The following is a 26,122-nucleotide window of genomic DNA, read 5'->3' on the forward strand; positions in this document are numbered from 1 at the left end:
GTAATATTATTTTGATTTTGTTTCTTTATAATGTCCTCCTAGATATGAGCAATCTTTGAGATCCTGAATACAGGTGAATTCTACAGGTGTCTTGCTATATTTAAAAGAATCTTCCAAGGTTTTTGTGAGCTCTCCGTCATCTACATTAACATCAATATCTTTCATTGTAAATTGTGAAGGATGTTCATATCCTGCGGCATGCGTTATCTCTACAAGCTCTTTTCTAAAAGATTTAAAATACTGCGCGAGACGATCTGATTTTAATGGTACATTAATTCCTTTTTGTAGCCATTTACTTTGCGTGGCAACACCCGCAGGGCATTTATTAGTATGACATATTTGAGCCTGAATACAACCAATACTCATCATTGCTTCTCGGGCTACATTAATGCAGTCAACACCCATGGCAAAAGCCATTGCAGCTTTTGCAGGGAAGCCTAATTTCCCACTACCAATAAAGACAACTCGTTCTGTTAGATTATGTTTTTGAAATATTTTATAAATCGCGCTAAAACCATAGATCCATGGTAACGAAACGTGATCCGCAAAACTTGGAGGAGCAGCGCCAGTTCCACCTTCACCACCATCTATAGCAATAAAATCAGGTCCGCGATTAGACTTAACCATAAGTTCTGCAAGTAGTTCCCATTGTTCGGTTTTACCAATTGCCGCTTTAATACCTACAGGTAAACCTGTTTCTTCTGCAATATCTTCTATAAGTTGTAATAATTCGGGTACATCTTTAAATGCTTTATGAGTAGAAGGAGATAGTACATCTTTCCCTACTTCGACACCTCTGATTTTGGCAATTTCAGGAGTAATTTTTGCTCCGGGCAATACACCACCTTTTCCAGGTTTAGCACCTTGAGAAAGCTTAATTTCTATGGCTTTTATAAATGGATTGTTACGAACCAATTCCTTCATCTTTTCCATAGAAAAATTTCCGTCTTCGGAACGAACGCCAAAATAGCCTGTACCAAAATGAAATACCACATCACCTCCATTGCTATGATAGGGAGATAATCCACCTTCTCCTGTATTGTGATAAGCTCCAGCTTTTAGAACTCCAATATTTAAAGAATCTACAGCGCGAGCAGAAAGTGATCCATAACTCATTGCAGAAATATTAATAATAGAAGCGGGTCTGTATGGTTTTTTACGTTGATTGTAAGCGCCCATAACTTTTGCACAAGGCAAAAATGTTTTGTCTACAGTATTAGGATGATCCGCTTCCATTTGAAAAGGAATCATACAATTTTTTATAAAAATATGTTGATGCTGATAAATGTCTCTATCAGTTCCAAAGCCTTCGTAATTATTTTCGTTTTTAGAAGATGCATATACCCATCCTCTCTCTATTCTATTAAACGGAAGTTCTTCTCTATTGTTGGCAACAAAATATTGCCTCATTTCTGGTCCAATACTTTCTAAAAGGTATCTAAGATGGCCCACAATAGGAAAGTTATGACTGATAGTGTGTTTTTTATTGAAAAATATATCTCGTATGGCTATTACACCTAATACCAAGAGTATCCACATCCACCATGATATTGAACCGAGAAAATTTAAGAAAGCTTCCATGTAATAAAAAATTATTGAGCGTTTAAATAGTCAAGAGTTAATTGAGACATTACTTTTACACCAAGTAATAAACCACTCTCATCAATATAAAAATCTGGTGTATGATGAGAAGGTGCTTTTGCTTCAGTATGAGGTTTGCCTCCTAAAAAGAAATAAAATCCAGGAACCACTTCCTGAAAATACGAAAAATCTTCCCCTCCAGTAGTGGCTTTAGATAGGATTACATTTTCTTTTCCTGCTATTCCCTCTATTGTAGGTAACATTTGTGTCACGAGCGTAGGATCATTGTAGGTGATAGAAGTATTATTCTGAAAATCTATCGTTGCTTCTCCTCCGTAAGCTTTTGCGATAGCGGGTACCATTTCACTCATTCTACGGATAATCATTTTTCTCATCATAGGGTCTAATGTTCTGACTGTTCCTATCATTTCAGCACTTTCTGGAATAATATTAAAACGAACACCACTAGTAATTTTACCTACCGTAATTACAGCGGCTTCATCTACTAAGGGTGACTCTCTACTAATTATGGTTTGTAGTCCATCAATTATTTTTGCAGAGATTAATATCGGGTCAACACCTGTCCACGGTGCAGATCCGTGTGTTTGTTTTCCTTTTACGTTAATCACAAAACGTTCTACTGCAGCCATCGTACCGCCTGGTTTATAACGGATCATTCCAACGGGAGTTCCAGAATTGATATGAAGCCCAAAAATAGCATCTACATCAGGATTTTTTAAAACCCCTTCTTTGATCATTAATTTAGCACCACCTTCTTCTCCAGGAGGAGGTCCTTCTTCAGCAGGTTGAAAAATAAATTTTACGGTTCCTTGTATTTTATCTTTGTTCTTACTTAATACTTCCGCTACTCCCATAAGAATAGCTGTATGAGTATCATGACCACAAGCATGAGATACGCCAACTTCCTTACCAAGAAATGTTGTTTTTACAGTTGATTTAAAGGGAACGTCTGCTCGCTCGGTTACAGGAAGTGCATCAATATCCGCTCTTAATGCAACTACTTTTCCTTTTTGTTTTCCCTTAAGAAGAGCTACAACACCAGTTTTTGCAACATTTTCTGTTACTTCTAACCCTAAGCTCTTTAAGTGAGCAGCAATCTTTTTGGCAGTTTCGAATTCGCGATTCGAAAGTTCTGGGTTCTGATGAAAATCCCTTCGCCATTCGATAACTTTACTTTCTACTTTATCCGACATAGCATCCACATCGGGATCTATTTTTTGTGCGTTCGTTAAGTAACACACTAATACCATAAGGATGAATATGCTGTTCTTCATAGGATACGTTGAGTTAAAAATTAATGAGTTTGTAGTTTTTATTTTGTAGTTGTACCAAAGCGGTCATCGCAGATAAAGCTAGTTGAACTTTAGGATGTATATCAGACTTGGTAATTTTTCTATGTGCTGCTGTTTGCCCACATAATATAATCTGTACACCTTTCTCACTTAATGCAGTGATCAAATCAGTATTTGGGTTCTTAATATTAAACTTGGCTTGATATGCGTTATCTTTCAAAATATCATTAGCAGCATTTCCATGAATCACTAATGCTACTTTCAAATTCTTAAACGGTACTCCAGCATTTACGTGCATATTGAGATATCGAGCAGCTGTATTCATAAGTGGATTTACTTTAGTACTATCACCGAATGAACGACCAACATCAAAAACAACTTTTAGTTCATTTTCTAAGTCTGTTTTAAAATCAGGATTTTCAACCTCATATGTGTTTCCAAATTCCTTTATTACAGTACCTTGTTGAGGTTCTTTTTGACAGAAAAGGATCATTGGAAATATAGCGAGTAGAAAGAAAAATGTGTGTTTCAAGCCGTTTTTTTTGGTTTCTAAAGATATTCAAAAATCTATAAAAGGAAAGTTAAAATATGTTTTTGATAATTATGATAGCCAAAAAGACATCAGAAAAGTTTGTTTATGAATATTATCTATGATAAAACAAAAGGTATCGGTAGTAATTAGTTTTAACTTGAATTAAAAAATAAAGCTCTCAATTAAATATTATTGAGAGCTTTGAAATAATAAGTTTTACCTTTTTTTAGGATATACTAATAATTCGTTCTAATGGGATAATTGTTGATTGTTTTAGAATAACTTCTTTATCTGTGATTCCCCAGATAGTGGTTTCTACTTTTTTAAATCCTTTATTATCCACAAAAACAATTTTTACTTTATGACGTTCTAGATTGCCTAATGATAAGGCTCTCTTAAGTTCTAAGACTCTATCAATTTGGTCTTTTCTTTTCTCTAGTACGTCTTTTTTTGGAAAGGTTAGAAATTTAATTTGTTCTTTTTCAATAGGTTGAATGTTCATGTTTGGGGACATAACAAAAATATTAGGTGAATGTTGGGGTTAAAGCGTTATCTAGGTGTTTTAGATAAGCTTTTCCTAAGATACGTATTTTATCCTAAAAAACCGTAATTAGACGATGTTTTTTGCATAAAAATTCAAAAATGGCCTCATAAATATTTCCCCAGATGAAAAACTTTAATCTTATTATGGTTAATGATTTGTTTATAAATATCAATCGTATTAGTTCTTAAAAAAAGATAGTTTACTTAAATTTCGAAGCTTATAAAAAATTGAAAATTTGGAAGAGTATTTAGCTGGATTGAATGACGCTCAGAGAGCTCCTGTATTACAAAAAGATGGTCCCATGATTGTAATTGCGGGTGCTGGTTCTGGAAAAACAAGGGTGCTTACGTTTAGGATAGCATATCTTATGTATCAAGGAATAGATGCATTTAATATTTTGTCTTTGACTTTTACGAATAAGGCAGCACGTGAAATGAAAAAACGTATTGCTGATATTGTGGGCGCTAGTGAAGCTAAGAATTTATGGATGGGAACTTTCCATTCTATTTTTGCCAAAATTTTAAGAATAGAAGCTGATAAACTAGGATATCCTTCTAATTTTACTATTTATGATACACAAGATTCTCAGCGATTAATAGCTTCTGTTATTAAAGAGATGGGATTGGATAAAGATATTTACAAATATAAACAGGTTCAATCTCGAATTTCTTCTTATAAAAACAGTCTGATCACGGTAAAAGCATATTTTCAAAACCCTGAATTGGTAGAAGCAGACGCCATGGCCAAAAGGCCTCGTATGGGAGAGATCTATCAGCATTATGTAGATAGGTGTTTTAAAGCGGGAGCGATGGATTTTGATGATTTATTGTTGAAAACGAATGAATTATTGAATCGTTTTCCCGATGTATTAGCGAAGTATCAGAACAGATTTAGATATATACTGGTGGATGAGTACCAAGATACAAACCACTCTCAGTACCTTATAGTAAAGGCCTTATCTGATAAATTTCAGAATATATGTGTAGTAGGTGATGATGCCCAAAGTATTTATGCATTTCGTGGGGCAAACATCAATAATATTCTGAATTTCCAAAGGGACTATGATAATGTGCAGCAATATCGCTTAGAACAAAATTATAGATCTACTCGGAATATTGTAGAAGCTGCGAATTCTATTATCGATAAAAATAAGACTAAATTAGACAAGGTAGTTTGGACCGCTAATGAACCAGGTCCGAAAATTTTAGTAAATAGATTACTTACCGATGGAGATGAAGGACGATATGTAGCGAGTTCTATTTTTGAGAATCAAATGCAGCATCAGCTTAATAATGGTCAATTCGCTATTTTGTATAGAACTAATGCACAATCCAGAGCAATGGAGGACGCATTACGAAAACGTGATATTAAGTATAGGATTTATGGAGGTTTATCGTTCTACCAACGAAAAGAGATCAAGGATGTACTTGCGTATCTTCGATTAATTATTAATCCAAAGGACGAGGAAGCGTTAAAAAGAGTAATTAATTATCCTGCAAGGGGAATTGGTAGTACTACAGTAGATAAATTAGTTGTTGCCGCTAATCATTATGATCGATCTATTTTTGAAGTAATCGAAAATTTAGATCGTATTAACTTAAAAATTAATAGCGGAACTAAAACTCGATTGGAGAACTTTATGAATATGATCAAAAGTTTTCAGGTCACTAACCAAACTTCTGATGCTTTTACGCTGGCAGAAATGGTAGCAAAAAATACTGGATTACTACAAGAGCTTAAAAAAGATGGAACTCCAGAAGGTATTGCTCGTATTGAGAATATAGAAGAATTACTCAATGGTATTCGTGATTTTGTAGAAGGGCAAAAAGAGCTTGCTGATGAAACCGGATCGCTTGCAGAATTCTTAGAAGACGTAGCACTAGCTACAGACCTTGATCAAGATACAGGAGATGATGATAGAGTTGCTCTAATGACAATCCATTTAGCAAAAGGATTAGAGTTTCCTTATGTATATATAGTTGGTATGGAAGAAGACTTATTTCCATCGGGAATGAGTATGAATACCCGATCAGAGTTGGAAGAAGAACGAAGATTGTTTTATGTTGCCTTAACAAGAGCAGAAAAACAAGCTTATCTAACCTATACGCAATCACGATATCGATGGGGGAAACTCGTAGATGCGGAACCAAGTAGATTTATTGAAGAAATTGATGATAAATATCTAGAATATATAACACCAATTGATACTTATCGATATAAGCCTTTGGTGGATACAGATATTTTTGGAGAAGTTGATAAAAGTAAGTTGAGACTAAAAAAACCAGTATCTGGATCTCCACCAGTATCGCATAGACCTACAGAAGAGCAGTTACGAAAACTACGTAAGTTGAGACCGATTACTAATGGTACTCAAAGCGCTCCAAAAGCCAATAGTATTGATGGGGATTTAGTGCCTGATACTATCGTAGAACATATGCGTTTTGGACGTGGAAAAGTTCTTAAGCTAGAAGGTGTAGGGCAAGATAGAAAAGCCGAGATTAACTTTGAAAATGGAGGGATTAAGAAACTCTTATTACGATTTGCTAAACTGAAAGTCATAGGTTAAAGTAAACATTCTCATTGTATTATCTAGAATATAAAACCACGGTAATTATTGTATCGGTAAGGAAACAATAATTACCGTGGTTTGTTTTTGGGAAAATTTCAAATTTTCACTTCATTTATTGAGAGGTTCTGATCTCTTTAGATTTTGCAGATATATCTCTTAATATGTCAAGATATTAAGTGTTTTTTTGATTGGTTATTACTTTTTTAACCTTCTTTAAAACAAAATATCAACACTCAATCGTTTTCGTGAAAAATCGATACGCTCATAATTATATTATTCGATTTTTTTTTAGAAATCTTTATTACAACGATTGAGATAATTTCCCCATATAAATTATCCAGCCGTTCTTTTATTAACACACAAACAAAATCTTAATTATGAAAAAAATACTCTACTTAGGGTTATTAGTGGTTTGCCTATGTTTACCAAAAATAGGAATAGCGCAAGCAGAAAGAAATCTTCCATTTTCGTGGGATAACTTAACGGTTTATTTCTTGATAACAGATCGTTTTTACAATGGCGATACTACCAATGATTCTAATTTTGATCGTTTCCAAGATAGTAGAAATAACGAATTAGATTTCCATGGAGGAGATATCGCAGGGGTTACTCAAAAATTAGAAGAAGGTTATTTTGATGAGTTGGGGGTGAGTGCTATTTGGGTTACTCCGGTAGTAGAAAATCGACATGGCTTTAATAACCCTCCTGCAGATGATCCTACTTTTAGGGATTATCCATATCATGGCTATCATACAAATGATTGGACTGCTTTTGATCCTAATTTTACAAGTGCAGAAGACTTCGAAAAATTTATAGACACAGCTCATGATCATGGAATTAGAGTATTACTCGATATTGTAATGAATCATTCAGGTTATCGTACCTATAAAAATGTAAATGGTCAGTTAGAGTTTGTAGACGAAGATTATCCATCGGATTGGGTACGACTACAATGCGGTTCAGAAAATGGAGAACTTCCTTGCGATGATTTAACTACCCCTCTTTTCGGATTACCTGATATTCGTACAGAATCTTTCAATTCAGTAGCGTTGCCACAATGGTTAATAGATAAGTGGGATGCTGAAGGAAGAAGACAGCAAGAATTGGATGAGCTTAATGCTTATTTCGCAAGAACAGGAAAACCAAGAGCACCTAGATACTATTTAATAAAGTGGTTAACGGATTGGGTGAGAGAATACGGTATTGATGGATTTAGAGTAGATACAGAAAGACATGTAGGTGTAGATGCATGGGCAGAGTTAAAAGATGAAGCAGTTTCAGCTTTGAGAGAATGGAAACAAAATAATCCAACAAAAAAGCTAGATGATCTTGATTTTTACATGACAGGAGAGCATTCTGGTGTAAATATTATTGGTAATGTAGGGGATCCTTTACCAGATGATTTTACAGTAGGAAAGTTTAATAGTATGATTAATTTCCGTTCTCCAAAAGAAGCATATACAGATTTAGGGCAGGAAGAAATATTTAGTTCTTTTGCAGCAAAATTAAATAATAACGATAATGGTTTTAATACTCCTGGGGAGTATAATATGATCAGCTACCTAAGATCTCATGATTTTAGCGAGTTCTTTACAGGTAATATGTTTGAAGGAGCGGTAAAATTATTATTATCTCCTGGTGGAGCGCAGATTTATTATGGAGATGAATCTGGACGACAGTTCTTTAACGCTACTACTTATGTAGATGCTGGGTATCGTTCTGATATGAATTGGGATTCTATAGATGATGCTTTATTATTACATTGGAGAAAGCTTGGGAAATTTAGAAGAGAACATATATCTATCGGAGGAGGATCTCATCAAAAATTAAGCGATGCACCTTATATCTTTAAACGTGAATATGATCGCAACGGAGTGTCAGATAAAGCTCTTGTTTTCCAAGGTCAGGATAATGATTTTGCTGGAGCTTTAAATGTATTCGGTATGTGGCCTGATGGTACATTGTTAAAAGATTATTTTTCTGATACAACCGCAACTGTAACAGGAGGAACAGTTACTTTCGGAACTACATTTGGAATAGTATTAGTCGGAGAGCCTTTTGATCTTTCAGATTCTGTAACCTTATCTATTGATCCAGTTTCCGGATTTTATAATGATGCTATTACAGTAAGTATGACAGCTTCTACCACTGCAGAAGGAGCAAGTACTTCTATCTACTATACAACGGATGGATCTGATCCTTCTGCAACAAGTATAGTATATACAACACCTTTTACTGTTAATGGCTCTGCTTCAATAAAGGCAATTGCAATTGATTCTGATGGGAATGAATCTGCTATTGTTTCTAGAGATTATATAATTGGTGATGGAGAGCCATTTAATGTATATTTTAAGAAACCTTCAGATTGGTCATCAGCTTATATTTATATATTTAACCAAAATACAGGAGATCCATTACCAGGATTCCCAGCCTGGCCGGGAGAACAAATGGATGGTGTAGCAGGAACTCCTTGGTATTCTTATTTAATAGATCAAGATGTACAAGTAGGTATTGTATTTAATGATAATGGAGGTGCGCAATCTGAGGATCTAACGAGAATTGTAGAAGGATGGTATGATGGTCAGTGGTTTAATACTTGTCCAAGTGATTGTCCTACAGGACCACAACCACCAACATTAACGGTTTCTCCAGATTCTGGAGTATATAATGCAAGTGTTGAGGTATCGATGAGTGCAACAAATGATGGAGTTATATACTATACATTAGACGGATCTATTCCTGATAATACCAGTACTTTATATGAAGGTGAATTTGTTATATCTTCTGTTGGAACTACAGAGTTAAATGCTATCGCTATGAACGATACCGGAAGTTCTTCGATAGAAAGTCGTACCTATACTATTCAGGATGTGGCTGGATATACTGTTAATTTCAGAAAACCTGACACTTGGGGAACCTCATATATCTATTTATTTGATAAAAACGCGAATGCAGCAATTCCTGGATTCCCTGCATGGCCAGGTATCGAAATGACCCAATTGTCAACTTCTCCTTGGTATTCCTATACCATAGATGAAACTATAGAGGTAGGTATAGTATTTAATGATAATGGAGGATCCCAGTCAGATGATTTGTTTAGAACTACAGATGGATGGTACAATAATGGGTGGACAGATACCTGTCCTGGAGAATGTCCTGGTATTACTCCGGATGATTCATTCGATGTATTCTTTAAAAAACCTTCATCTTGGAATACAGCTTATATTTATATATTCGATAAAAATGCGAACGCTTCAATCCCTGGATTCCCAGCTTGGCCAGGTGTAGCGATGAATGAAGTAGCAGGATCACCTTGGTATTCCTATACCATAGATGAATCTGTAGAAGTTGGTATTGTATTTAATGATAATGGAGGAGCACAAACAGATGATCAATTTAGAACTGTAGAAGGATGGTATGATAACCAATGGTTTAATAATTGTCCGAGTGATTGTCCGTCTTCTGAAGATATCAAAGGATCTTTTGTAGATCAGAAACCAGAAGGAGACGCTTTGCAATTAGTAAAGGCATGGCCAAATCCTTTTAATGATTCATTGACTTTATCTTTTACAGGAAATATGAAAGATAATCGTGTACGAATTGAAATATTTGATCTTGCGGGTAAAAATACAAATACGTCCATAACAAAAGATACCAAAACAAATACTGTAACCATGAATACAGCTAATCTTCCAAAAGGAATCTATCTTCTTAAGATCGTTTCCAACAAAAATGTGAAAGTGCTGAAAATGGTAAAGTAACCAATAAATTTTGCTGATTTAAGACCTGTCTAGAGAATTATTTTTTTGGGCAGGTTTTTTTATTGTAGATTTAAATAAAAAAATGAAATTTTTAAAAACCTGTATTTCAGTTAATTATACTGTGGTTTTTTAGTTGTGTAAAGTTTGGCACGCGTTTTGAATTTTAACAAACAACTGATGAGATGATTATCAGTAAGAGTTAAAAAAGTTTATTAATTTAAAATTTAGAAGTTATGACAAATTTTATTTCACTTAAGATTAATTGGAGTATTTTGAGAAAGTTTTTACAGGAATTACCAGCTGCAAGTAGCCATGCAATTCACCGATAGACTTTCATTAATAAATCCCCAGTAAAATGTATACTAATTACTTAATATAACTGGATATAAATATTGTTTTATATCCAGTTTTTCTTTTTTACTCTCCTCTGTATACTTTTCTTCTTTATTGTTTTTTACGGCTAACCCTTATCTTTTTTAACAATTAACCTTTTATAACCACAGTGGTTTTCAGGGGTTTCTTTTCACTGAATGTCTGGTTGATTTACAGACAGTTGTGTTTTACATTTGAAATAACCATCATAGAAATATGTAACTCTTACTTAACCTAATTTCATTTTCACTTATTGGTTGAAGTAAAGATTTCTTGTTTCTGACTTGGATTCACACATTAATCTTAAAACTTAACAATGGCACTTCAATCTAAAATACAGCTATTTATTGGGGGATTTTGTATAAAGGCCTTTAAAAAACTTACACTCCAGCAAGAAATTGATAACCATCATACTGTAGAACTTTTATGTCGTAGAGATGTATTAGAAAATGCATCCAATTTGGACGAAGAGGTAAGCAATGATTTTTTGGGGCAAACGATAACGCTTACGATTTCTTCTTTGGATGCTGTAGATATCTATAAAGAATTAAAATTTAAAGGAATCGTAACAGAGGTGAAGCTTACCAATGGTTTTCATCAATCCACAGGAGATTCTATTCTAATTAAGGCGAAAAGTAATTCTATTTTAACAGATGATGGGCCAAATTATACATCATTTAGTGATGAAAATTTGGAATCCATTCTTACTCAGTCCTTTCAGCAATATGATCGCTCTAAACTAAATACTTCTATAAAAACCAGATCCAAAGATACATTACATTACTGTGTTCAGAATGGAGAGAGTAGTTTTGAATTTGCAAGTAGATTATCCAAGCAATATGGAGAATGGTTTTATTATGATGGAGAATACTTAGTTTTCGGAAAACCAATGGATTCAGAACCTGTTGTTTTAACCTATGGTGTGGATTTAATGGAATTTTCCAGAAGCCTAAATCCTAGATCTAATAGCTATTCTTTTTTTACCAATGATTATCTGAATAATGAAAAACATAAGGTAACAACTTCAGAAATTACAAGTTCCATAAATGGATATAACGGTTATGCTTCTAATAAAAGTCAGGAGATGTTTCCACACGACACCAACGTTTTTCTAAATACATATAATGATCCACAAACGAAGCAGCGATTAAATCATTTAGTAACTGAACAAAAAAAAGCAGAAGAGATCAAACAGGTTTTGATCACTGGAAAAAGTGATAATCCTGGAGTATGCTTAGGTAAAGTAGTACAAATAAAACAAGAAGGCAAAAGCCAAGGAAGTTATAGGATCATAAAAATAAGACATAATGCTGCGGAGAATGGAAAATATATCAATCATTTCGAAGGAATCGCAGTAGATCAAGATGTATATCCATATACCAATATACGTAATAATCCTAAAAGTGATACTCAAGTAGCTACCGTTACTGCTAATAATGATCCAGAAGGTTTAGGTAGGATTAGAGTTCAGTTAGATTGGCAGAAACCATTAGGAGTATATACCCCTTGGTTACGAGTCATGACACCGCATTCTGGTGGAGATAAAGGATTTCATTTTATTCCAGAAGTAGGAGAAGAGGTTCTTATAGGGTTCGAAGGAGGGAATGCAGAACGTCCTTATGTTATGGGGGCTCTTTATAATGGAGCAGCAAAACCTAGTAGCTGGAAAACAGATAAAAATAATGTGAAAGCTATTAGAACTAGAAGCGGACACACTATCGAACTTAATGATACCGAAAAATCTGAATTTATTACGATCATTGATAAAAATCAAAATACCATCCATATAGATACTGCCAATAATAATATCACCATTACAGCATTAGAGAAGATGACCTTGAATTCAAAAAACATGGAGATTAATGTTGATGAAAATTTAGACATTAATGTGGGGAATGATAAAATAGAGCGTATTACTAAAACTCATAAAATTAATACAAGTAAGAGTATAGAATTTGCTTCTCAAACAAAATCTGTTAACGTTAATTTAGCGTATATGCAATCTGCAGGAAGCACAAGTTTAATATCGGTGGCAGGAGATTTAACGATGCATGCAAAAGGTGTTTCTACCTTGCAAGGTAATTCTGATGTAAAAATTAGCAAAGGTTAAGTTATGAGAACGTTTATAGAAGATCAAGTATCAATTGGAATACTTCCAACCTCTGAAATAGTAACCTATCATCAAAAAATACATTCAGAGATTCATTGCAATAACCGCATAGAAAATCAGATGCTACAAAAAGATATGGATGTACAGATTATAGAGTATAATCCTATGTTTTATACAGTTAAGATTGTAACTAAGAATCTTGGAGTACAATTAAATTCTACACTAAAAAAACAAGAAAATTTAACTAAAGAAATTTATGAAGTACTAAAAGAGTTAGAATTTCGAATGAATTGGAAAGGAGAGTTTATCGAAATTGTTAATCATCAGAAAATTAAGGAGCTCTGGAGTAAACAAAAAACAAAATTGAAAGAAAGATATAATGGACAGGCTATAGAACGTTATTTAATCGGCATAGAAAAGAAAATATTTCATCATGACAAACTTCTTTTGGATTGTTTACAATACCGTTCATTTGGATTGTTGTTCAACGATTTATTTGGTTATCATTCCAATGATCCGCAAGAAGCTCATAATAGATCTCGTGTTATTGGAAATATGGTATATCAACTTCCTTTAAAGATTAGAGAAAAAGTATCGCTTTTGAAGGAGGAAGAAAACAAAATTTTGATTGGTATTTCTGGAACTTTACATAGAGAACAAGAATATACCACAAAAATCAAGAACTTATTTAAAAGAAAAAATATCTCGAACCCCGAAGGAATTGTATTGACTGATTATACTGGCGAATATATATATAACAAGAGAATAGGTGTTTTTGACAGTGTCACTCTTAATATGGTTACCGAATATGGTGTGGATTATAAAAAAACCCAGAAATATCAGTTAAAACAAGTGTTATAAAAAAATGGTATGAGTGGAAAAAAATACGTTTGCAATGGTGCAAAAATAGAATGCCCCTTATGCACAAAACCTATAGGAAAGCTAAAAGTTACTTCTAATAGCATTAAATTACAAGATAAAACGTGGGCAAATATAAAAGACAAAACAAAAGCCAATCTTAAGTTTAGTGGCAAATGTTTGAAAAGCCCAAAACAAAAAATTCCTTGTAAAGCTATTATATCTCCTGTAAAATGGATTAATACTGGTGAAATTTTGATTCAGGGAAATAAGGCTTTATTAGAATGCTCAACTATAAAATGCAGCTATGGCGGTGCAACTATTAAGATAAAAGATCATATTCAAAAATCAGAACCAGAAGCTATAGCATCTACCGATGTAGATGGAATAACACCAGATGAACCCGTGTCTAATTCCTTGGCATCCTCAGAATTTTCAAATTAATTAATCTATGGTACTTCAATTTGAAACAGACAGGGTAACCTTAAATTTCATGCCAGAAATAGGGATTCAAGAAAATAAATATACTATAAAAGTTTATGCAAAAAATCCATCTGTAAATCAAAATAAGATATTGGTTTATACTTCTGATCCTATGTATTTGAAACCAGATAAGAATGCTTATTTTTTGGATATAGATTATTGGTATTATACAAGAGTTGCAAAATATATAAATGATAGTGAAAGTTCATTACCAACTTGTATAGATTTTTATTTTTCTATTTGTATAGGAGAAGAAGAAAATTCCATTCCTAATCCCTACAGAGTACATTTTATAAAGTATCTACCAGAGTTATTGGAAATAGCAGGATATAAGCAGGCAAAAAAAGCCCATAGTACATGGTTTTTTTTGCCATCAGAAGATAATGTAGAAATAGCAGACCCAAGGACGAATCATGTAGATTTTACCAAATTATTGGAAACATCTTTAGTCTTTAAAAACCTTTATCGAAAACATTGTGAAAAAGTCATAACCCAAATATCCAGATCTAACAGAAATGAAATCAAAAAATGTTTGGTTAACCAAGTACAGAAAGTTATAGATATATACCAAGATGACAAAACATATGATTTTGGAAGTTTAGAGACTACAATTGTCGATACAGAAGATCATGTATTAGTACCTTTATTTGATACCTTTCATTTTTACAATGCATCTTTACAAGAACATCTAACTTATGGATTTGATGATGATATGGATGGATTACTGTTGACAGACTGTTCCTTAAGATCAATAGCTTTTGGTAAAATAATCAAAGAGGAAACTCATTTACAGATACGTATTGAACGTTTAGGATTCTATATAAAAGATCAGTATGCATTTAACGAAGAGCAAGGAAATCTTCCCTTAAGCCATTGCGAGGTCATAGATAAGGAGAAAGTGGTTTTTAATAGGACACCAGTGATCAAAGAAGAGAGTTTTAAGATTATACCAACCAATTATTTTAGTTATAGAAAAGATCATGAATTAGGAGGGGATTTTAATTGGTACTCAACAGTACATTTTGAGGATGTATCCATAAAACTAATATTATAATTTATTAAACCATTTTTACTATGTTAATTTTAATAGCAGTGGTTGCAGTAGTTGCGGTGGTGGGCATGTTAGCTTACCCCAACATAAAAGATGCACTTATTCCGTCTACACCAGATATTCCTGTTCCTGATACGGATATGGCTACGGAGATAGAGGAAGTATTAAGTGGTATAGAGCAAGAACCTTTAGTGCGTCCTGAAGCACGTCCAGAAAATATTGTGCCAGATCATCAAGGGGTCCTGGAGTCAGAATCAGAGCCTGAACAAGAATCAATTGAAGAAGAAGAGTCTGAGCAAGAACAACAAACCGAGGAACTTGCGGACAATTCTACAGCAGCAAATGATGCCAAAGAAGATGGGATTAATGATGCTTATTTTGCAAAAGAAATATTTGTGGAAAAAGGAGAAGAAGTAGCTGGAACTTATGATGAATACAAATTTGGTAATGCTAAAAATTATCCTGAAAATCAAGGTGATAAAGATGGTGATGCGGATTATATTTTAGAAAATACCAGAAGCATTTTAAATGCTAAAAAAGAATTTACTACTAGAGAAGCTATTCTGAATGCTATTGATAAAGATGTGTACAATGTTGGTGATAGTATAAGTTTTGTTACGTACAAAATGACTCCTGAGTATGAAAAAATTGATAGTGCTCCTTTAAGTAGTGAAGTATTTATTGTAGCAAAAACTACCAATCTCGATGAAGAAACTGTTACAATCACTATACAAGAAAAAGAAGAATTATTGGTAGCAAAAGATGCTCCGTTACCAGTTTTAGAGATGCCAGAAGAAGAACAAGAGGATACTAAGGAAAATCAAACCCATACTCGTAATGAGGCAAGGATGGGTGAGGATACAGGTTCAGATATAAGTTCCGAAACAGAAAGTAGTGATACCACCCAAGAAGCGGAAATAGATTCTGAAACCTCTGAAAGTGAAGCGTCAGATTCATCGGAAACAGAAGGAGAATCAGAAGAAAAAGATGCAGAAGAAAATGAGATAACGGAGATCAAAGCTGTCGTAGAAGAAGGAATTGCTAAAAAGAAAATAAAATTACGACCTAAATCTGCTGAAGATCTGCAAACCTGGACAGAAAAACTTAAAGGAGGGGCAGAGGATGGAATGTATACCTATGAGGTGAAAGGACAATTTTCGGTAACTGGAGATGCAGATGCTATCGCTACCACAATTCAAAATAGGAGCAATGCCGTTTTGGTTCCAGATCATTTTGTTAAAAAAGAAGATATTATAAAGCTTTTGGTTGAAGGCGCTACCTACAATAATACCACCTCTTTTGTGTTTCCTAAATATAAAAAAGGATCTCAGACAGAACTTTTATGGTTAAAAGCACATGCCTATGGAGGAGAAGAGGAGCACAATGAAGAGTTTTTAAATGAAAGTAAAGACCAAGCAAATGATGATAGTTCGTATTTTAGAATTGGAGGTTGTGATATTATAATTTGGGGGAATAAATTTAACTGCGAAGAAAGGAAGCGTGTTATACAAATGGCAAAGAACTTAGAACTCGCAGATAATGATCATATTGAAGGCGCCAACTGGTTGATGTCGATTATGGCCTTAGAAACTGGTAGGACATTTGATCCTTCTATAACAAATAGTTTAGGTTATACAGGGTTAATACAATTTGGAACTCCAGCGGCTTCAGATTTAGGTACAACGACTGCGGAATTAAGAGAGATGTCTATTTTGGAACAATTAGAATATGTTGAAAAATACTTCGAAAGAAGAAAATCAAAACTACTTACATTAACAGATATTTATCTAGCTGTTTTATATCCAAATGCAGCGGGTAACGGAAATAATCCTGACTATGTAGTTTTTGATGCTACTAGTTCTATTAGGTCTAGTAGAAGAGGATATTCTCAAAATCCAGCTTTCTTTTTTGAAGAAGGAGAAGATGGAACCGACCCAAATGGTAAAACATATGTTTGGGAAATCGGAAGAAAAATAAGAGAGTTTTATGATGAAGGAGTACAACATAAAAATAAATGTGATTGTAATCAGTCTGGATGGCACGATCCAGTAGATAACCCGATGTCTACCAATTATATGCAAAGTGGAGGTGGTGGAGTATTAGGAAAGAAATGGGGATTATTTGGAAATTCAATTAGAAATGGTTCAGCACATGCAGGTTTAGACTTATTTGCCAAAACAGGTGAAAATATTTACGCTTGTGTTGATTGCACAGTTTATAGCAGGAGTTGGCACGGAGGATATGGAAATACACTAGTTATAAAAGTGAAGGACCCTAAAGCGTTTTTATCATTCAAAAGATCATATACATTAAATTCTCCTGATGAACAAAGAGAAGGAAGTAATTGGGATGAAAATGGAGATATTTACTTGTTATATGCTCATTTAGATAGCGTGAATGAATTTTCTTATGGAGATGAAGTCACTGCTGGTCAGGTTTTAGGTAAAACAGGAAGATCTGGTATAGGACGTGGAGGCACGAGTGCACCTCATTTACATTTTGAAATTTTATGCGCTTATTATCCCGATACGGTAGTTTTCGGTGTGGGAACTAGTTATCGAATTAATCCGGGGTACTTTGTCTCTTATAAAAATTATGATGAACAAAGTGAATCTGAAAGAGCAGAGCAAACTTCTGAAAAGGATAGAGGTAAGATTAATGAGATCAATGGATCGGTTAAGTTAGATAGAGTAAATATCTTTCCTTAATAATAATTAATACTATGAAAAGAGTAATTTTAAATTTATTAATATCCCTATTAGTCTTGATTGGTTGTAAGAAATACAATAATGATAGTATAACCGCAGCGAAGGAAATAATCAAACAAGAAAAAACTATACTGGAGACAGCGATTTATGAAGAAGTAAATTTAACCAAGAAAGGGAATTATGAAAATAGAATTAATAGTTTAGAACTGAGTTACAAAACTCTTCATATAAAACTAAAGTATATCGAAGATAAAGCTTATATAAAAGCTGAGAATCAGTCCGAAATTTTATTTGATTGGAATCCAGTAAATATTAACTTTTATTACAATTTATCTTTCGAAAAATCCGAGAAAGATGTTCACCTACTCATTAACAAAAAAGATTTGTCAAAATGGTATATACTATTTCCATCTTTTACAGAAGAATACCCAACTTATTCTTTATATAATTATGTATTTGGTAAGTCAATTAGCTATCTAGGAGAATATTCTAGTGATTCTTTTGATATAGGTAAATTTTATTATGACGAAAACTCTAAAGAACTATTTTCTAATTCTATTGATAAAACTATCAAATTAAAATACATAAATAGTTTAGAGTTTAAAATACCTGATGAAAATATTAAACAGGATATTCAAAAAATAAAAAATTATACTTCTGTAAACACTAACCTCATTGCTTCTAAATCAACGAAAGACTATAAATCAAATGAAAACTGGAAGGGTTCATATATTTTTAAGCTGTCGGATTTAGAAAGAATGGGAGAGTCTCATACCATATCATATAGGTTTTTAATTGATGAGAAACCATTTGTTGAAGTTACTATTAATGAATCTGATATAAATAAATTTTCCTGTGAGATCCTAAAAATAACAAGGGATACTTTGATTATCAGAAAAACAAAAAGTAATGATGATTTCATTTTGTCCAAAATTGAAAACAAATATTTTATTGCTGGTGATGAAATTTACATGCTTAATCCTCCTAACGATAGATATGCTTTGGAAAAACAAAAATGATCGGATTGATCTTATTTGTTAAATCAATTCCTAATGATTTAGTCTGACAAAATACAGTGGTTTTCAGGGGATAATTTTCACAAAAATCAAGGATGTTTTGATCCTTAGAACTTCATATCTTTCATAAAATAAACACACAAAACTCTTAAAACTAAAACCAAATGAAGGGCTTATTATTTTGTAGAAACACACTTTTGTTAGTGTGTAGTCTAATGGTACTTTCTTGTTCCAAAGAAATAGACGGATCCGATGTAACCTTATTAAATTCTGATAAGGAAATCTTAGAATTTAGTTTTTTAACATCAGAGAATGGCGAATTAGAAACTAACATTACGGCTAATATAGATCAACTTAAAAATACTGTCTCTGTAGTATTACCTTTCGGAATACCCATAATAGCTTTAAAACCTAGCATAGTTGTATCAGAAGGAGCAACCATAGTTCAGAATATTGATACTACTTTTGATTTTTCAGAACCTATTGTTTATAGTGTTCTAGCGGAGGATGGATCAACCAAAGATTACACGATCTCTGTAAGAGTAGTTACTAGTACAGCCAGAGAAATATTGACTTCTTTCTTCAATCAAAACCCAGATAATACTTTAGGATGGAATCTAGAAAATGAAGATGTTTCTACTTGGGAAGGAGTAGTGGTAGTCGATGATAAGGTAGTTGCACTAGAGTTGAATGAGAAAGGACTAACGGTACTACCGCCAGAGATTTGCGATTTGTTTTACCTAAAAACACTTTCCTTAGAAAGTAATAGTATAACCGAAATTCCTAAGCAAATAGAAGACTTATCTAATAATTTAAGAACACTAAATCTTGGTGCTAACTTAATTGAAGCCATACCAGAAGAGTTTTTTAGTCTGAGAAAGCTTGTGGAGTTTAGGATCTATACAAATCAACTTACCGAGATCCCAGTGAGTATAGAAAGTCTTAAAGAACTTAGAGAACTAAGTATATCAAATAACACCTTAGAAGAGGTACCATCAGAGTTGTTTAATCTTACGGAATTAAATGTCTTATTTATGAATAATATTGGATTAACAGAGATACCAGAGGAAATTACCAAGCTTTCTAAATTAACAGCTCTGGGAGTGTCTAGTAACCCTATTGGAACTATTTCAGAACATATATTAAGCCTACAATCGCTAACTAGTTTAGATATGTATAATACAAACTTGACAAGTATTCCATCTGATATTGTTAAACTTACCAATCTGGTAAGATTGCAATTATCAGGAAATATGTTGGCAAATATCGATACTAGTATGGGAGATATGTTTCATCTAGAATATTTATATCTGCGAACAAATATGATAGAGATGGTTCCGAATCAATTAAGTAACCTCATTAATTTGAAAGTATTAGATCTTTCAGAAAATGGTATTGTTTCTATGCCTATTGCAGTATGCGATTTAGTGAATACAGGTACGGAGATTTTATCTGATGATGGAGTAACTTGCTCTACGAGGTAGTTTTAATAAAGAAGGTAATTGGCATATGTTTATCAAGGTAAAGAGTGGCTTTATCTTTGGTTTAGCCAGTTTTCTATAGTTTCCAAAAAACCGGTACATCTTTTAAAAGGTAAATTGTTATCCTGAAATTCGTAGAATCCACCAGTTTTACATTCGCGAATATTATGATCACAATTTGGAAATGATTGTATTTCTAAATCTGTATTTGTTGCTAATGTCTGTTCATATAACAATTTGGTTTTTTTCCAATCAACATTCATGTCACTTTCTCCAAATAATGCCAAAACAGGACATTTGATGTTCGATAAGATCGTTTTGAAATCCTTAACTACAATAGGCAAGCCAGTTTTTTCGTCAAGTTCTTCTTTCATCAGTTGCTTCTGATAATTATAATATTCGTCCTCTGTAATGGTGCTACCATTATTGAATCTTAATATAAAATCGTTTTTCCTTAGGTTTGGGGTAGCGTTTTGAGCACTTTCATAACTTCCTCCTGAATGATGAATTTTTACAGCTGCTTTCCATTCTCCAACAATTAAATTAACCGAATCTTTTGGCAATCCATCAATTCGCAAGTTTTGTTCGAGTAGGTATCCAAAATTTTCTTTGTCATCAACGCCGCTTACAGAAACCCAAAATGCTATATCGTTGTATGTGTTTATTACTATTGGATTTACCCAACCAGCTCTACTAACTCCATATAAACCTATGGTGTCCGAACCAGGTATTTGCTTTTCTTTTAAAGTATCGATGGCAGCAATTACTTCTTTCGCACTGTTTTCGATTGATTGATTATAATTAAACGTACCTCCACTTTTGCCACAGCCCATTTTATCCCACATATAGATGCCGTAACCTGCTTTTACAAATGTTTCTCTTATATCTAAATACCATTCCTGAGCAACAGCATTTGTCTTTCCAGATCCATGCACTAACATCACAACTCCCTTAGGTTTTTGATCTTTCGGAAGGTTTAAAACCCCATTAAGTTGTATTCCTTCAAATTCGAAGTTTATGATTTGTCTGCTACTCTGAGCCTTCAAATTCATAAGAATTAGAAAAAGAGCTGAGGTTATGATGATTCTATTCATTCTTAAAATTTATAGTCATTTATTACAAGTGTTCCTGTAGTAATGATTAATAAACGTTAAGAATGTTACAGTTTAATCCAAGAATATATTTGGATAAAGGACATGTTTACGAAGTTATTTCTTAAGTAAAAACTCTAAAGGAATATGTAGTCTTTTACTCCAAGCATTTTCGCTATGGTTTTCTCCCGGAAAAAATTGAGTACTCCAATTGTTTTTATTGTAACCTTTTTTAATCATAACTTGATCAACTTTTTGCTGGATATCTGGATATAATTCATCTAAAGTTTTATCACCACAGTCGAAGTAGATCTTATGATTTTTGGGATTAGGAAGATGATTATCTAGATATTTGATAAACGCCTCTGGCATTGAATTGTTTTTAAGTGTAAAAGAACCTGGCCAATGAGTCGATAGGCAAGCGGCTCCTCCAAATATGTTAGGATATTCACAAATAGCATACATAGATATTAAACCTCCCATACTACTTCCCATAATATAAGTGTTTGCTTGATCTGAAGAAACAGAATAGTTTTTATCGATATAGGGCTTTAGTTCTTCAACAATAAACTTAAGATAATTATCGGATTCGGGTTCGAATGATGTTTTTATTGGTACGTGTGAATGTTTAAGTTGTGTATTTAAGGTGTCTTTTTGACTTTGTGACAAATAATGAAATGGTTTTTTGGGGAAGTAATCAGAATGTCTTGTTGCTCCACCATTCCAAATACCAACAACAATAAAATCTTTTATTTTGTTTGATTCAAGTAATTTAGAAGCTACATTATCTATATTCCAGGCTTGTTTATTCCATGAGCTCTTAGGATCGAATAGCATTTGTCCATCGTGCATATATAGTACTGCATATTTTTTTGACTCAGAATAATTTTCTGGCACCCATATATCTATATTTCTAGAGGTTACATGCTTTGATTCAAAATTCTCTATACGTTCCAACTTCCCTGATACGACTTCGGGAAGCGTGTTTTGAGCTTTTGCAGTAAAAATTAGTAATAAGACTATGACGCTATTTATTATTTTTTTCATCTATTCGTTACATTAGATATATCTGCTATTCTGGGCATAATTTATACCAAATAAATCAATCTACCAATCCTATGCTAGATAGGAATATGTTAAAAGATCGAAAGTCATGTATGGATTAGCTGTTGGAAAGTTCTCTAGCTTTTTGAAAATACTTCTTTACGAATTCATCCTTTTCGGGTAACTACAACATAAGTTGGAAATGCGTAGGATGCTCTTTTAATTATTTCTATTACCTCAAATCCATTTAGAATTAGAAAAAGCTCAATTTCATCTTTAGTGAACGTTCTTACAGTGGAGTGATCTGTTCCAACTTTTAACAAATTATTTTTTTCTTTTTTATAAAAGTTAGATTCCCAATCGAAACACCAGCTATTTAGGATATTGGGATTCCATTTACTCTTCCTTATGTAAGTTATATTCTTATGGTTAACTTCATGAGTAATTGCCTTTTTATTGCTTATTTCTGGTATGAATTCGTTAGCATCTATGAAATCAAAACAAAAGATACTTCCTTTTTTCATATTATTATGAATACTAGCAAAAGTGGATTCTACATCTTTGTTTTTAACTAAATAGCTTATTGTTCTGCCTGTCATGATAATACTTTCTACTGGTTTTTTTAAACTAAAATGTCGCATATCTGCATGAATAAAACTAGCGTTAGGATTTCTTTTCTTAGCTATTTTTAGCATTTCTTTACTAAAATCAAGTCCGCAATAATCATAGTTGTCGTTGATAAAACGTTGAGATAAATTTCCTGTTCCACAACCTATTTCCAGAATACTGTTTTTGTCATACTTTTTGAGAAAACTTTTATATAGGTCATATTCTAACTGGTAATCAATAAATGTTGCATACATCATTTCGTATACCTCAACTAAATCTGTATACAAACTACTCATTTCATTTTTTTTTAACTGTAGTATAAATTAAATAGTTAATCTACCAGTCCCATTTTAATCGCATGTTTTGCTAACCCAACAACGTTTTTTACGTTTAGTTTAGAAATCAAACTGGTGCGATAGCCTTCAATAGTATATTTGCTTAAGAATAGTTTATCAGCAATTTCCTGTGTAGTGTATTCTTTGGCAATTAGTTGAAGGATTTCTTTCTCACGTTTACTAAGATTAATTTCATTGGATTGTTTTTGTTCAAAAACACTCTTGGTATACGTTTCCTTAATACTGTCCGAAAAGTAATTAGAACCTTTTAGGATGGTTTCTATAGCTTTTAATAATTCTTCTTTTCTAGAGTTCTTAGGAATATAACCATTTACGCCATCCTGAGTAAGTTCATAAATTTTATCAGGAGTCGATAACATACTAACGATTAGCGTCTTTATACTAGGATGATTCTTCTTTATATGTTGGTTTAAAGCTATTCCATCCATTTTAGGCATATTAATATCCAAAATAGCCAGATCAATTTGGTCATCGGTATTGATGTCTAAATACTTCTTTAGATCACTCCCGTTGCTTGCTGTATAGATAATTTCATAGTCAGATTCATGGGCAATGATACTTATCAAACCGTCCAAAAACATTTTGTGATCATCTGCTACGACTAATTTATATGTATGCTTTTTAGTCATGTATTATTGTGGGTATTTCAATACGAATGGCAGTACCTCTATTCATTGAAGAGTCAATATCCATTTTTGCTTTTAATAACGCTATGCGTTTTTGAATATTTTGTAAACCGATACCATTCGTTACTTTATCTGTATCAAAACCAATTCCATCGTCTTCAAAAATAATTTCTATAGAATCTTGGTATGCATTTAGACAAATCTCGATCACTTTAGCTTTGGCATGTTTTAAAGCATTCGTCATCAATTCCTGAATGATTTTGAAAATCTCAACTTTTTGATTGTCGTTTATATTGTTTATTTTTTCTACTGGATGTGGTATAAATGTAATTTCGGGATCCGTAACTTTTTCTATCGTATCTATATATTCTCTGATATAATTAGCAAAAGCTGTTTGGTTAATTTTTTTAGGAATCAGATTATGTGATATTTCTCGAACTTGTTGATACGTATCATCTAATTGATCGATTAATGTATCTTTTATTTCAAGATCTTTTTGGACATTCACAATTTGTAATTTGATCGCAGCTAAATTTCCTCCAATGCTATCGTGCAATTCTCTAGAAATTCTGCTACGTTCTTCATTTTGAGCAATTACATAGGTATTCGCTAGTTTTAGTTCTTGTTCTTTTAGAAAAGAAGCGGTTTTCTGTCTATTAATCTCTTCTTTTTGAGCATTGTATTTTATTTTAACTTGTAATTTCTGGTAATACACAAACAGGAGTGCCATGATTGGTACTAAAACAATGATAAAACCAATGATGTAAAACCTTTTTAATAAGCGTTGCCTTTTAATTTCACTTTCTTTAAGAAGTTGATCTTCTTTTAAAAGCAAAATCTCTTTCTCTTTGGTAGCGGTTTCATATTTTACTTCGAGTTCGGTGATCTCTTTCTTTTGTTTTCTATTATTTAAAGAATCTCTTAGTCTGTGAAATTGTATTAAGGCTTCATTTGCGGATTTATGATTATTTGCTTTTGTATATACGGTAACTAGATTATCATAACTATTTTTTTGTATTTCTATGTTTGAGATCTCTTTTGCTTGCGCTATGGTTTTATTTAGCATTTGTATCGCTTCCGAATAATTTCCCATCACTCCTATAACTTCAGCTTTATGAGCAGTAGCATTAAGGCTTTTATCTATAAAACCGTATTCATCCGCGATCTTTTTACTTTTATCAAAGTATTCAATCGCTTGCTTATACTTTTTATTTTTATAAAGTACAGAACCTAAGTTTAAGATCAGTGTAGAAGATGCATTAGGAGAGGAGTTTGGTGGGAGTATTTCAAGAGCTTTTTTGAAAAAGTTTTCAGCATTTTCAAAATCGTCTTTTTTAAAATAGGCAGCACCTATATTAATGTAGTTAGAACAAATAACTTTTTGATCTTCTGTAACCGCATTACTTTCTTCGAAAAAAAGAATAGCTTTATCGTAATCCCCTTTGTTAGCTGATAAAATCCCTAAATCAGATTTTACCTTAACAATCATATCTAAGTAGTTGATTTCTTCAGAAATCTTTAAACTTTTGTATAGAATTTCGATGGCATCATCGATTTTACCGCTTCTTCTATATCCAGATCCTAATAATCGATAGGCTTGAGATAAATATTTTTTATTTCTAAGATGGATTAAGGACGATTTTGTATAATAAACAGAAGAATCTATGACACCAATGGAGTTAAAATAACTTCCTAGGTAAAGCTTTGCTTTTGCTTTTGTAGAATCTTGATTGTTCTTATCCTTTGCTATTTCCGATAGTTCGTTATACGAATACGAAGGGTTTACACCCAAAGAATCCACAGCATTATTGAGTCTTAAAGTAGCTGATTCTTGTCCGTATCCGATAGAAACACTGAGTAGGAGTAGTGCTATGAATATTTTTCTTTTGATATTCATGTAATCTGGGTGAAAAATTATGTAGGTTTTCTAATTAAAGAAAAGGTTTATTAATTAGGTTAGTTTAAATATAGTAGTATTTCACGGATTACAATACCTTATTAGTCATATTAACGTTTG

At 32.9% G+C, this 26,122-nt stretch carries 18 protein-coding genes; 9 read left to right on the top strand and 9 right to left on the bottom strand.

Annotation, left to right across the window (positions count from 1 at the left end; translation table 11 throughout):
• Positions 1-6: 6 nt before the first annotated feature.
• The 4 genes from ABD077_RS24630 to ABD077_RS24645 form a co-directional block, all read right to left on the bottom strand.
• Positions 7-1,581, bottom strand: coding sequence for an FMN-binding glutamate synthase family protein (locus ABD077_RS24630; RefSeq protein WP_343914862.1), 1,575 nt, complete (start codon positions 1,579-1,581; stop codon positions 7-9).
• 11 nt (positions 1,582-1,592) lie between these two features.
• Positions 1,593-2,795, bottom strand: coding sequence for an amidohydrolase (locus ABD077_RS24635; RefSeq protein ID WP_425545919.1), 1,203 nt, complete (start codon positions 2,793-2,795; stop codon positions 1,593-1,595).
• A gap of 94 nt (positions 2,796-2,889) precedes the next feature.
• On the bottom strand, positions 2,890-3,426 hold the full coding sequence (locus ABD077_RS24640; RefSeq protein ID WP_343914864.1) for a DsrE family protein: 537 nt from the start codon (positions 3,424-3,426) through the stop codon (positions 2,890-2,892).
• Positions 3,427-3,652: 226 nt separating this feature from the next.
• Positions 3,653-3,940 (bottom strand): hypothetical protein, encoded by a 288-nt coding sequence (locus ABD077_RS24645; RefSeq protein WP_343914865.1) that lies wholly within the window; start codon positions 3,938-3,940, stop codon positions 3,653-3,655.
• 265 nt (positions 3,941-4,205) lie between these two features.
• On the opposite strand from ABD077_RS24645, the gene ABD077_RS24650 reads away from it, so the two are divergent.
• The 9 genes from ABD077_RS24650 to ABD077_RS24690 all read left to right on the top strand — a co-directional run bounded on the left by ABD077_RS24650 (position 4,206) and on the right by ABD077_RS24690 (position 20,382).
• Complete coding sequence (locus ABD077_RS24650) at positions 4,206-6,536, top strand: ATP-dependent helicase (RefSeq protein ID WP_343914866.1); 2,331 nt, start codon at positions 4,206-4,208, stop codon at positions 6,534-6,536.
• 380 nt (positions 6,537-6,916) lie between these two features.
• Positions 6,917-10,300, top strand: a complete 3,384-nt coding sequence (locus ABD077_RS24655; protein ID WP_343914867.1) for a starch-binding protein — start codon at positions 6,917-6,919, stop codon at positions 10,298-10,300.
• Between the two features lie 688 nt (positions 10,301-10,988).
• Entirely contained in the window at positions 10,989-12,782 is a 1,794-nt protein-coding gene (locus tag ABD077_RS24660; RefSeq protein ID WP_343914868.1) for a type VI secretion system Vgr family protein, read from the top strand.
• A 3-nt stretch (positions 12,783-12,785) separates the two neighbouring features.
• On the top strand, positions 12,786-13,643 hold the full coding sequence (locus ABD077_RS24665) for a hypothetical protein (RefSeq protein ID WP_343914869.1): 858 nt from the start codon (positions 12,786-12,788) through the stop codon (positions 13,641-13,643).
• A gap of 9 nt (positions 13,644-13,652) precedes the next feature.
• Entirely contained in the window at positions 13,653-14,084 is a 432-nt protein-coding gene (locus ABD077_RS24670) for a DUF4280 domain-containing protein (protein ID WP_343914870.1), read from the top strand.
• A 7-nt stretch (positions 14,085-14,091) separates the two neighbouring features.
• Positions 14,092-15,177: a DUF6402 family protein gene (locus ABD077_RS24675; RefSeq protein ID WP_343914871.1), complete on the top strand. Its 1,086-nt coding sequence runs from the start codon at positions 14,092-14,094 to the stop codon at positions 15,175-15,177.
• 20 nt (positions 15,178-15,197) lie between these two features.
• Positions 15,198-17,882, top strand: coding sequence for a M23 family metallopeptidase (locus tag ABD077_RS24680; protein WP_343914872.1), 2,685 nt, complete (start codon positions 15,198-15,200; stop codon positions 17,880-17,882).
• Between the two features lie 14 nt (positions 17,883-17,896).
• Positions 17,897-18,901, top strand: coding sequence for a hypothetical protein (locus ABD077_RS24685; RefSeq protein ID WP_343914873.1), 1,005 nt, complete (start codon positions 17,897-17,899; stop codon positions 18,899-18,901).
• A gap of 161 nt (positions 18,902-19,062) precedes the next feature.
• The gene (locus ABD077_RS24690; RefSeq protein WP_343914874.1) at positions 19,063-20,382 is read left to right on the top strand and encodes a leucine-rich repeat domain-containing protein; all 1,320 of its coding nucleotides are present in this window, start codon (positions 19,063-19,065) and stop codon (positions 20,380-20,382) included.
• A 50-nt stretch (positions 20,383-20,432) separates the two neighbouring features.
• Here the strand turns inward: ABD077_RS24690 and ABD077_RS24695 are convergent, their stop codons facing one another.
• From ABD077_RS24695 to ABD077_RS24715, 5 genes are all read right to left on the bottom strand, one after another.
• Complete coding sequence (locus tag ABD077_RS24695) at positions 20,433-21,473, bottom strand: alpha/beta hydrolase family protein (protein WP_343914875.1); 1,041 nt, start codon at positions 21,471-21,473, stop codon at positions 20,433-20,435.
• A 114-nt stretch (positions 21,474-21,587) separates the two neighbouring features.
• Positions 21,588-22,517 carry an alpha/beta hydrolase gene (locus tag ABD077_RS24700; RefSeq protein ID WP_343914876.1) on the bottom strand — a complete coding sequence of 310 codons (930 nt, stop codon included), beginning with the start codon at positions 22,515-22,517 and terminating at the stop codon, positions 21,588-21,590.
• 164 nt (positions 22,518-22,681) lie between these two features.
• Positions 22,682-23,443, bottom strand: a complete 762-nt coding sequence (locus ABD077_RS24705; protein ID WP_343914899.1) for a class I SAM-dependent DNA methyltransferase — start codon at positions 23,441-23,443, stop codon at positions 22,682-22,684.
• Between the two features lie 11 nt (positions 23,444-23,454).
• Positions 23,455-24,108, bottom strand: a complete 654-nt coding sequence (locus ABD077_RS24710; protein WP_343914877.1) for a response regulator transcription factor — start codon at positions 24,106-24,108, stop codon at positions 23,455-23,457.
• Entirely contained in the window at positions 24,101-26,002 is a 1,902-nt protein-coding gene (locus ABD077_RS24715) for a tetratricopeptide repeat-containing sensor histidine kinase (protein ID WP_343914878.1), read from the bottom strand. Before ABD077_RS24715 ends, ABD077_RS24710 begins: the two co-directional genes overlap by 8 nt.
• Positions 26,003-26,122 lie beyond the last annotated feature (120 nt).

Source organism: Aquimarina litoralis (assembly GCF_039523995.1).
Classification (GTDB): Bacteria; Bacteroidota; Bacteroidia; order Flavobacteriales; family Flavobacteriaceae; genus Aquimarina; species Aquimarina litoralis.